We start from the raw sequence: 11,400 nt of genomic DNA, 5'->3' as shown, positions 1-11,400 counted from the left end.
TGATCGAATTCGCGTTGTTTTATAGGCAATTAGCAATAAGTAAATAGCTCAAATCAGGCTATTTAAAACGATCGACAGAAACTTCCGGCGGCAAAGGGATTCCTTCTTCAATAAAATTATAAAGGTTTTTGGAAAAATAACATCCGTTTAATATTCCCCGTGCACCAAGTCCGTTGAACACATACAGATGCTGGTGTTCCGGATGCCTGCCGATAATGGGTCTGCGGTCCTTTACCGTTGGCCTGAAGCCTACCTTAACGTCTGCAATTTCGAATGCCGACTGATAAATTTCAGACAATCCCTTTTTCAGCTGTTCTACTGCTGAATCATCTACCTGATCATGCAACTGTTCCCGGTCGTAGGTTCCGCCGTAAAAATGAAGTCCATCATTAACGGGAAACAGAAAATGCTTTTTCTTAATGGTTATATTTTCAGGAATTTCTTCTGAGAGTTTCACCTTGATATGGTGTCCTTTATTCGGATTTACGGGAATATCTGAAAAGAAAGGGTTTTTGGTCACCCCCATCCCCTCGCAAAATAAGATATTTTTAAACTGAAAGTTTTTATATTGCGATTTTTCAGCATTAAGCTCATCATAATCGAAACTTTCCTTAAGCAAATAGCCTCCGGCATCTAAAAAATCGAATAGACCTATGAAAAATCCGCTTACATCAAGCCTGGCAGACTGATCGACCTTTCCCGTAAGAAAGTCGTTTTTTACCCCTTCCAAAAGATCAAAATTTTCACTTAAAAAATTTTTAAGCTCTTCACTGACGGATTTCTTTTTCCAGAGCTTCTGTTCATTTTCATCGTGGAAGATCCGGTGGATCGGTGCATCGATTAAATAGTTGCTGCCTGTGTAGCCCTGGATTTCCAGCAATGATTTTTTAAGGAAATCAATCTGTTCCTGCGCTTTCCAGAAGGTTGTGAATTTTTTAAGGACGACCGGGTTGATAATCCCGGCAGAGACCTGTGAAGCACTCTTTCTCCCTTCCGAAAACAAAATAAAAGATTTGTTGTTCCTGATCAGCTGGTGGGCAAAGAAAAGCCCCGCATATCCGTCTCCGACAATGATATAGTCTACCGTACTCATAATAAAAAAACCTGAGTAAAAATACTCAGGTTTTCTATACTTGACAAGTGAAATCTTAATAATTCCACATTTCATTTTCCATTTTAAGGATCTGCGCCTTAATTCTGTCGCTTTCTTCAATCTGTGCATCGGCATCGTTCGGAACATAGTCGTCGATAACACCGTCACCCATTCCTGAAGAAGATTTGTAAATCACGGAAGAGAATCGTCTAGCGTTGATCAGGTCATCAAAAGATAAATCGGCAGATGAGTTTTTCCTGTTATAAACGTAATTGTTTGCTAAGATATCTCTGGCTTTCGGATAATAGATCCAGAATAGATCGATAAGCTCATCTTTCCCTGCAATTGCTTTTCCTTCCGCATCATAAACCCCTTGTACAGCAGGATCCGGGCCCATAGCAGCAATTCCTAAAGGTCGGTATTTCAGCTGTCCATCTCTTTTATCAATAAACCACATCCCCATCATCTTAAGTACTTTGACCTTATCCGTTGTAGTTTCAAAAATATCAGTATTTTCTTTGATTTCCTGTTCGGTCGGTTTTCTACCTGAAGCAATAATATCTACTAAAACATCACTCGCAACGACTTTCTGCAATCTCGCCTTTATTTGCTCAGGAGTCAGTTTTGTAGTAAAATTTTCATCATCATAAACTTCTTTCACTTCACCATTCATTGCTGCATCCAGCAAAATTTGATACAAAGATCTAGTAGTTTTAGATTGAAGTCCATTCGGATTATCATAATAAAAAGGCTGATTAACTTTATCATTTAGGTCAATAATTTCCCAAACGAACATGCTTTTCAGAATATCCTTCTCATCTACGTAGCCATATTCCAGAGGAGTAACTTTATTGCTTACTATAGAATCCCCTATTTTTCTGGTATTTTCAGCTCTCATCTGTCTAAACTCCTCGGGCGATGAAGCGTTTAGTATAGTCTGGGAAAATGCAAACCCAGAAGCTAATACCATAAGACTGCTAATATATTTTTTCATTTTTATTGTTTTAAATTATGGAACATGTATAATGATTGGAGTGATTCTCTTGATAGGACCTTCTAACCCTTGGGCTGTTGCTTTTATCTCGATAATTGAAACATCATCTCCAGGCCTAACATTTTTCAACAAACCTGCTGCATCAGATAATGAATTACCTTTTACAAGCATTGCTGCTTTACCAGGAATTCTCACCATGAATTCAGTAACAGTAAACGATACCGGGAAATCAAAATCAGGAATAGCAGCCTGAACGGTCTGATTCGGAATTGAAGTCGCAGGCATTGTTAATACATTCTGGCCTCTCATCTGTCCTTGTGGCGGCGGTACATTTTTAATTCTGTACTCAAATACCTGAGTAATTGATTTTCCATAAGGATCTGTTCCTGAAAGTGTTAATTTAACTGTATTTCCTGACTGTGGTTTCACGCTCCATTTTCCAGGACCTGTACTTCTTACCACAGCACCAGGAGCAGATAAGGAAAGTTTAGAGTTATCAGCGCCTAAGATAGAACCAGATACAGGGTTTTCTAAACCTCTATACATTACATTCATCTTATCAGCAGATAACAATAATCCTTGCTGAAGCTTCACTTCCTGCGGTCCTGCAATTACATTATAAGTATGTGTGAACGGGAAGTTCTGTGCCTTACCGGTTGCATCAGTTAATGTAATATTTCCGCTGAACGTTTTCTGTCCGATTCCGCTTGTATTCAATGAAGCGTATCCTTTTCCGTTTTCCTGTCTGCTTACGCCGGAGATGTTGATTTTGTTGCTGTTTGAATAGTTTCCTAACATGACAACAGCTTCTGCAGGTTTTCCTGCCACCACATCTACCGGAGCAGAAACGATAGCTTCATAGCTGTTGAATTTAATGCTTGCATCCACTTTTTCCTGAAGCATCAAAGCTAACGCATCCGATTGAACGTTTCTGGCATCATTCTGGATAATCTCCAGGTTAGAGATCGCTGCGATCAATGGCTGATGATAGAACTTGTTCTGGAACCATGTTTTCTCGTTCGGAGATTTTCCTTTAGGATATTCTGCGATCAATGACTTGTTGGCTCTTTCTACCAGATCTTTCAACTGGGGATTGTTTCCAAAAGTTGCGTTGATGTAATTTCTTACATCATCAATTTTAGATTTCAGATCCAGTGCTCCTTTTGAAGGTGTATTTTCATCACCTTCCTTAAAGAAATACTCAGTGGTCGCCTCATTGTTGTTCAATGCAGCAAAGTTTTCACTTACATCAATATCTTTTCCCTGCGCATCTTTGTCATGGAATTCAGATTTCTTCTTAAGAGAAACCTTTATGTCCTGTGCAGATTTTACCAGGCTGTTGATTTTATCTCTAAGAACCTGATACTGGGCCCAAGGCTGCGCATAGGTATCCGGTACCTGCTGTGCTTTAGCTTCAAGGGTTTTTTCAAATATCTTTTCGTTCTTTTTTTCCGTTAACATCCGGGTTTCATTAAGCGCCTTGGTGGAGTCATAATACGACCTGATGATTTCCGCATCAATATTTAGGGCCATCATCGCGATGAACACCAAATACATCAGGTTGATCATCTTCTGACGAGGGGTCTGTTTTCCTGCTGCCATTCTCTTTTCTTTGTTTTTTTATTAAGTAGTTAAATTAAAAATGGTTTGGAAAATTAAGATTTCATAGCAGTTAACATACCACCGTAAACTCTGTTTAAATTGTTTAAGTTTGAAGTTAAACCCTGTAATTCCTGATTGAATTTTTCAGACTGTTCAGCAGATTTCTGCATATCTGATACATATTTATTGGTAAACTCAGCTTGTTTCTTTGTGCTTTCCATCTGCATTGAATATAAAGCGTTCATGCTTTCCATGTGCTGAGCGGCCTTATTAAGTTGCTCATTATATTTATGGGTGGAAGCAGATACGTCAACCGTCTGATTGATCTGATCTACTGAGCTTGAAAATTTATCGATCCCTGTTCTCAATCTTTCGAATAACTGTACATCAAGTTTAGCATCCTGAAGCATTTTGTCCAATTTGGTTGAAAGTGAATTTTCAAGTTCAGCAAACTGAGCAGCACTGTTTTTAGAAGTATTGGAATGTAATGGGTTAGGGTTTGCATGCTTATCCAATAATTCAGGATATACATTTTCCCAGGCATAAGACTCTTCAGATTTCGGCGGGTCGAAAGCGAAGATAATGAAGATAATTGCTTCTGTAATAAGTCCCACGGTAAGGGCTATGTTACCGTTGATCGGTCCCAAGGTGATGTGGGTAATTTTAAGCCATGCTCCAAGAATTACAATTGCAGCACCGAATGAATAGAAGAAATTCATCCAAGCATCTTTAGTCTTAAACATATAAGTTAGTTTTTTTTAATGTTAAATAAAATTGTTATTGAAAATAGTGTTTAATGAATAGATTATCTGTTAACTTTTCTTGGTTTAACAGCAGCTTCAGGAATATCCTGCACGGTTCTGAATCCGATATAGCTTCTTGCCGAATCTTTTCTTTCCCAATCTCTCGCACCGTTCATCAGCATGTATCCTACATCTTTCCAGGAGCCACCTCTAACTGATTTTTTAGTATCAACTTTATCTTTGGTAGAAGGATTTAATGTAGATGCAAATCCGTATGAAGAGTTGTTGTAAGCAGATTCTGTCCATTCAGAAACGTTTCCAGCCATGTCAAATAACCCGTATCCATTCTTCTTAAATTTCTTTACCGGAGCAGTATATGTATAAGTACCTTTTTTGTCGTCTTCCATGTAGTTACCTCTCTTCGGTTTGAAGTTAGCCAGGTAGCAACCTCTGTCGTCCATCAGGTAAGGACCTCCCCAAGGATATGTAGCATTCTGCATTCCGCCTCTTGCTGCATATTCCCACTCGATTTCCGTAGGAAGTCTGAAGATCAATGGTTTTTGCTTTCTTCTTTTTAAACTTTCATTGTAATCAGATTTCAATTTGGTTCTGAAGTTACAGTAAGCTCTTGCCTGGTCCCAGGTTACCCCTACTACAGGATAGTCTTTGTAAGCTTTGTGCCAGAAATACTGTTCGAACAATGGTTCGTTATAAGCAAAATGGAAATCTTTAACCCAAACCGTAGTATCAGGATATACGGCGATGCTTTCGCTTCTGAGATAATTAACACCTCTTTCTTTGTCTGCCAAAGCAGCATCCATATCTCCCCATCTGTAGGTATATTTCAATTTACTCACGTCCAGGATTCTTTCGTTACTTACTCTTGACGAAGCCGGTAAGTACATTGATTCTAACACTTCTGCGTATTCTACGTCAGGATACTTGGAAGTACTCCAGTGCAATGGCACTTTCCAGTCCAGTTTTTTGGTAGGGTCGAAGTTTCCTTCGTTTCCACCGCCCTGTCCTTCTAAATATTCCTGATATGGTGTTAAATTCTCTTCTTTTTGAGCAAGGTATGCGTAATCTCCGATATTGGTTCCTCTACCTTTTCCTTCACCGCCTTCTCCGGCAGCTTCAGCAAGTAAAGTTCTCGCAATGGAATCTCTTACGTAGTTGATAAATACCCTGTATTCTGCATTTGTAGTTTCCGATTCATCCATGAAGAAAGAAGAAACGGTAACCGTTTTTGCTTGAGCTTTCTCAGGACTATCTGTGAAATCCTGATCCGTTAACCCAGCGACAAACGATCCTGCAGGAATGGCAACCATACCAAATGGTCTTTCTGCAACAAATGATTTTGTTTTTTCTCTAGGTATCAATTCTCCTTTTGTTCCCGGTTTACCTACCGAAGAGGCTCCCCCACCTGAACAAGATACCGATGCTACCGACGCAGACAATAATAAAAGAAATATCCTTTTCATGTTAATTTTTATAATTAAGCCGTAAATATATAATTTTTTTAAGAAACTTTTAAGATTTTTTTTGAAATAACGGAAGAAATCTAAATTTATTTTATTTACCTATAATATTTATTCCACCGTTACCGATTTTGCAAGGTTTCTCGGCTGATCCACATTCGCGCCCCGGTATACGGCAATATAGTATGCCAGCAGTTGCAGAGGTACAGATGCGACGATCGGTGAGAAACATTCTGAAGTCTCAGGAATTTCAATAACATAGTCTGCCATTGCGCTTACCTGAACATCTCCCCTATTGACAACAGCAATTACTTTCCCTTTTCTTGCCTTGATTTCCTGAACATTGCTTACAATCTTGTCATAATGCCCTTTTTTAGGAGCAATGATAACGATCGGCATATTTTCATCAATCAATGCAATCGGACCGTGTTTCATTTCGGCAGCCGGGTATCCTTCAGCATGAATATAAGAGATTTCTTTTAATTTTAAAGCACCTTCCAGTGCTGCGGGATAATTATAGCCTCTCCCCAGATACAGGAAGTTGGTAGCCTGTACAAAGTCTTTTGCGATATCCTGTACCAGTTCGTGTGTTGAACTCAGCACGTCCTCAATTTTCTTAGGCATCGCATCCAGTTCTGCGATTAGGCTCATAAAGTCGGCATTTCCCAAATTTCCGTTATGCTTTCCTAATTTCAGGGCAATCAGGGAAAGGATGGTAAGCTGTGCTGTAAATGCTTTTGTAGAAGCTACCCCGATTTCAGGACCGGCGTGCGTATAAGATCCGGCATCCGTAATTCTTGCAATTGAAGAATCCACAACATTGCAGATCCCGTAGATGAATGCGCCTCTTTCTTTAGCCAGCTTCAATGCGGCCATGGTATCTGCCGTTTCGCCGGATTGGGAAATGGCGATTACCACGTCCTTGTCGGTAATGATCGGGTTCCGGTATCTGAATTCCGAAGCATATTCCACTTCCACCGGAATTCTTGCATATTCTTCGATCAGATATTCACCGATAAGACCTGCATGCCACGAAGTTCCGCAGGCAATGATGATAATCCTGTTGGCATTCCTGAACTTTTCCATGTGGTCCCAGATCCCCGCCATTTTGATTACGCCTTCTTCTACGATAAGCCTTCCTCTCATGGTATCCTGCACAGACTTGGGCTGTTCGAAAATTTCTTTAAGCATGAAATGTTCGTAACCTCCTTTTTCAATCTGCTCCAGACTTAATTTAAGTTCCTGGATTTCCGGCTCTATTTTGGAATTTTCGATAATGGTCCGAATATCTACTCCATTTTCCAGGGAGATGGTTGCCATATGGCCTTCTTCCAGATAAATCGCTTCTTTTGTAAATTCCACGAAAGGTGAAGCATCCGAAGCGATGAAATATTCTTGATCACCGATTCCGATCGCCAGAGGCGATCCTAATCTTCCAACGACCAGAACACCCGGATATTCTTCATGCATCACGGTGATGGCGTAAGCGCCATATACTTCATTAAGGGCATATCTTACTGCCGTAGGGAAATCCATTTCCACATTCAGATCCATAAAATACTGGATCAGATTAACCAGAACTTCAGTATCGGTTTCAGATTTAAAGCTGAATCCTTTATCCGTAAGCATGGTCTTAAGGGTATCATAATTTTCAATGATCCCGTTATGGATAATCGCAATTTTGCCGTTGTTCGATAAATGCGGGTGGGAATTCCTGTCACTTGGAACTCCGTGGGTTGCCCATCGGGTATGCCCCATTCCTATTTTGGCAGTTCCTTTTAACTGTCCGGAGATTTCTACGAGATCGTCGACCTTTCCTTTCGTTTTTTCAACTTCAAGTTTGTTGTCTTTATTTTCCAGAACGATTCCGGCACTGTCATACCCTCTGTATTCCAGCCTTCTAAGACCATTGATTACAATATCGTAAGCGTCCTGAAAACCTGTATATCCTACAATTCCACACATATTTTTTTGAAAGTGTTTTTTAATAATTTATTTTGTACCGTAAATAATTTTCAACTGTACTCTGTTTGCATTACCGGCGTCTGTCCCTACAAATACTGCTCTGCTGGTATTATAAGGAGTTGAAGTATATTTTTGTCCTGCCAGGCCTGTACCTGCAGCGTTTGTCTGAAACGATCCCATGTCAATTCTGAAATACAAAGTGGACGCATCTATTTTAGCATCAGGATCTAATGTATTCTCAACCAAATCTTTAACAGACTTTGTCACTATAAAATCATAGTATGCAGGATTTTTAGTTAAATCATAAGTTTTATAGATAGTATATCCTGCAAGCCCTGATAAATTTAATAAATCACTGGTAAACTTTGTAACAGTTACGGGCTTACCAGTCGTAGAATTAATAACTACAGGATTATTCTTATACTTTTGCAGAAAAGTAAATTCCGTTGGCTTTGTATAGCTGTTATTCCAATTTGTTGCATCTGTATAAATTCTAATTTTAGCGCTGATAATTGCTGCTTTATTATTCTGATACAATGTTTTAAGATCATTAATAACTCCTTCCTGTAATTTGATTCCTATGGAAGGCCCTCCCATCCCCTGAAGGAAAAGTTTTGAATCACCAGTGCTTCTGTTTCCAATAGTAGAGTTTCCTAGTATTGAGCTTGTTCTGTTATACTGATATTGGCCGATATGCGTATTCGCAGATCCTAATGCAAACGAATACGTTGCCTGTGTTTTGGTTGTAGGGGTAGTTGTCGTATTGTCATATTTGTAATACATGATCAGCTCCATATCGTTTGGAGAGAACTGGAACAGGTATCCGTCCTGCTCATCAACAGAAATCCTGATTCCTTTGAAATATCGGGTAAAGTTTGAGGCATCCTGAAGTTCAGGCTGTCCTTTTTTGGCAATAATCTTATTCTGGAAAAAGTTTTTATCCAACGGAATCCTGATTCCCGGAGTTGCCGCCGTAAATAAAGCGGCCCCGCCGTCATCTTTGGTAATGGCTACCGAACTTACACTTCCTTTGAATTCTTTGGTTCCCAATACGGCTCCGAAAGCAAAGGTCTGGTTGGATTTCACACTGTCTGAAACCCCTTTCAGAAATTCATCAACTTCATGAACCCTGATATTGAATGTTCTCTTCGCTTTACCGAATTTTAAAACCGGATAGGTATTAACTACCTTTTTGGCATTTACATTGGTTTCAGTAGCCGTGGTAAAGGTATAATTGTCATCTACCGTATTGGTTGTAACGGAATCCGAAGCATATCTTGGCTTCACGACCAACACCACGGAGTCAACCGTTGCATTGGTTCCGAAATCAGGGTCGTAAGTAGACAATCTCAATTGTGTTAGGTAAGAAGCCTTCTGCATTCCGAACTGCCCTTCATCGAAAGCTCCGAGAACACCGTAAGTTAATTTTGAAGCATCACTCCGGATACTGTCATTATTATTGATATTAAAAGCAACCACAGGATAAGACACCTCATTTGCCTGTGCAGCTCCGTCTAAAAACAGCTGTTCCCCTAAAGTATCGGCATCAGGTTCACAATTGTAAAGGACGGCACTTCCGAAAATCACCAGAGAACATATAGCGATTGCTTTCTTAATAGTATGGATCATTAAAATGGGTTTAATAAAGTTGATTGATAGAATCTACGTCCAGATATTCCGATTTCGGCGTTGCCGTTTCGTTAAAGGCTTTATCCAGATCTTCATCCAGAAATTCGTCGCCTTTTACCACTGCATCCACGTAGTTCATACTTTCGATGACAAAACTCTTTACACTTGGGTTATCTAACGCCTTTAATCCCGAAATATTGTCGAAACTCAGCTTTTCACCGATATTCGATGCCAATGATGCATCTTTTTCATTATAAAGGGAAAGAACAATTTTAGCGTCTTTGAAATACGTATCCGATTCGTAATAGGTTTTCAGATAAATTGGAACGAAAGAGGCCATCCATCCGTTAAGGTGGATTACATCCGGCACCCAGTTTAATTTCTTGATGGTTTCAATAACTCCTCTGGCAAAGAATATCGCCCGCTCGTCGTTATCTTCGAAAGGCTGTCCTTCATCATCAAAATAATATTGTTTTCTTTTGAAATATTCTTCGTTATCAATAAAGTAAACCTGAAGCCTTTCCCCCGGAAGAGACGCTACTTTAATAATAAGAGGCTGATCCAGGTCATTGATAATAATGTTCATCCCCGACAGGCGGATCACTTCATGAAGCTGGAATTTCCTTTCACTTATCTGTCCAAATCTTGGCATAAAAACTCTTACATCATTGCCTTCTTGGTGCATCTTAAGTGCCATTTTGTTTACCACAGCAGCCATATTGGTGTCTTCCTGATATGGATACATCTCTGTAGTAATGTACAGTATTTTTTGATTCGGCATAAACTTCTATCTAATTTTTGTAAAAATGCTTTAATGCGCAAAATTACGAAAAAACATTTAACATTATTTTAATTAACATTTTTTTACGAAAATTCCCTCCTGAAATTATTAAAACCAATATTTATCGTATGATAATTATATGATATTTTTAGTATTTTTGAATTACTATTAAAAAAAGCTATGGAAGTTTTAAAAAGTAAAAAGGTTCTTCAGGATTTCATTGAAAGACAGAAGGAAATGGGGAAGAAAATAGGTTTTGCCCCAACCATGGGGGCGCTTCACGACGGACATTTATCACTATACAAAATGGCAAAGGAAGAAAATGATCTTGTTGTTTCATCAATTTTTGTGAATCCTACGCAATTCAACAATCCGGATGACCTTAAAAAATATCCAAGGGATATCAACCGGGATATTTCCATCCTTGAAAAATCCGGACTGGTAGATGCGGTGTACATTCCTGAAGTAACTGATATTTATCCTGAAAAAACCGAAAGCCGCAATTATGACTTCGGCGGACTGGAAAATGAAATGGAAGGAAAATCGAGACCGGGCCACTTTGATGGGGTCGGGACCGTGGTGGAAGAACTTTTCAACCAGGTGAAGCCGGACAATGCTTATTTCGGAGAGAAAGATTTCCAGCAACTGGCCATCATTAAAAAGATGACAGAAAATAAAAAACTTCTGATCAATATCAAGGGGGTCCCTGTTTACAGGGCAGAGAACGGGCTGGCACTCAGCTCAAGAAATCAAAGACTGCAGGAAGACCGCCGTGAGGCTTCAAAAGTTATTTTTGAAACCCTGAAAAAAGTAAATGACTGGTTCAGGGTGGTTACCATCCCAGAAATCAAAGCACGGGTGCAGGATATTTTCGATCAGCAAAGAGGCATGCAGCTTGAATATTTTTTAATTGCAGACGAAGAAACCCTCAGAGAAACCGATTTCTTTTACAAAGACCGGAATTTCAGGGCATTTATTGTAGTCATGGTGGATGGTGTCAGATTAATTGACAATATGCATCTGGATTAGTCAGAATTTAATTGAGGAAAAAAAATAAATATGCGTCACAGGTCAGTGGCGCATTTTTTGCAAATGAAGACTAAGGGATCAGTACT

9 protein-coding genes are annotated in these 11,400 nt (G+C 39.4%); 1 reads left to right on the top strand and 8 read right to left on the bottom strand.

Annotated elements, in window-relative coordinates; all coding sequences use genetic code 11:
* Positions 1-58: 58 nt before the first annotated feature.
* The 8 genes from CHA01nite_RS11555 to CHA01nite_RS11520 all read right to left on the bottom strand — a co-directional run bounded on the left by CHA01nite_RS11555 (position 59) and on the right by CHA01nite_RS11520 (position 10,285).
* Positions 59-1,093, bottom strand: a complete 1,035-nt coding sequence (locus CHA01nite_RS11555) for an NAD(P)/FAD-dependent oxidoreductase (RefSeq protein ID WP_146941595.1) — start codon at positions 1,091-1,093, stop codon at positions 59-61.
* Positions 1,094-1,148: 55 nt separating this feature from the next.
* Entirely contained in the window at positions 1,149-2,087 is a 939-nt protein-coding gene (porN, locus tag CHA01nite_RS11550; RefSeq protein ID WP_146941594.1) for a type IX secretion system ring subunit PorN/GldN, read from the bottom strand.
* A gap of 15 nt (positions 2,088-2,102) precedes the next feature.
* A complete protein-coding gene (porM, locus tag CHA01nite_RS11545) occupies positions 2,103-3,689 on the bottom strand; it encodes a type IX secretion system motor protein PorM/GldM (RefSeq protein WP_146941593.1) in 1,587 nt (528 codons plus the stop codon).
* A gap of 53 nt (positions 3,690-3,742) precedes the next feature.
* The gene (porL, locus tag CHA01nite_RS11540) at positions 3,743-4,432 is read right to left on the bottom strand and encodes a type IX secretion system motor protein PorL/GldL (RefSeq protein WP_146941592.1); all 690 of its coding nucleotides are present in this window, start codon (positions 4,430-4,432) and stop codon (positions 3,743-3,745) included.
* A gap of 62 nt (positions 4,433-4,494) precedes the next feature.
* On the bottom strand, positions 4,495-5,913 hold the full coding sequence (gene porK, locus CHA01nite_RS11535; protein WP_146941591.1) for a T9SS ring complex lipoprotein PorK/GldK: 1,419 nt from the start codon (positions 5,911-5,913) through the stop codon (positions 4,495-4,497).
* Between the two features lie 108 nt (positions 5,914-6,021).
* Positions 6,022-7,875, bottom strand: a complete 1,854-nt coding sequence (gene glmS, locus CHA01nite_RS11530; RefSeq protein ID WP_146941590.1) for a glutamine--fructose-6-phosphate transaminase (isomerizing) — start codon at positions 7,873-7,875, stop codon at positions 6,022-6,024.
* 27 nt (positions 7,876-7,902) lie between these two features.
* Complete coding sequence (locus CHA01nite_RS11525) at positions 7,903-9,504, bottom strand: DUF4270 family protein (protein WP_146941589.1); 1,602 nt, start codon at positions 9,502-9,504, stop codon at positions 7,903-7,905.
* Between the two features lie 10 nt (positions 9,505-9,514).
* Positions 9,515-10,285 carry a glycogen/starch synthase gene (locus CHA01nite_RS11520; protein ID WP_146941588.1) on the bottom strand — a complete coding sequence of 257 codons (771 nt, stop codon included), beginning with the start codon at positions 10,283-10,285 and terminating at the stop codon, positions 9,515-9,517.
* Between the two features lie 180 nt (positions 10,286-10,465).
* Between CHA01nite_RS11520 and panC the strand changes: the two genes are divergently transcribed.
* Positions 10,466-11,314 (top strand): pantoate--beta-alanine ligase, encoded by an 849-nt coding sequence (gene panC / locus CHA01nite_RS11515; RefSeq protein WP_146941587.1) that lies wholly within the window; start codon positions 10,466-10,468, stop codon positions 11,312-11,314.
* Positions 11,315-11,400: the final 86 nt, after the last annotated feature.

Origin of the sequence: Chryseobacterium hagamense (assembly GCF_007991455.1) — a bacterium.
GTDB lineage: Bacteria > Bacteroidota > Bacteroidia > Flavobacteriales > Weeksellaceae > Chryseobacterium > Chryseobacterium hagamense.
Note: the sequence above shows the minus strand (reverse complement) of the source record. Positions and strands in the feature narration are given on the sequence as shown.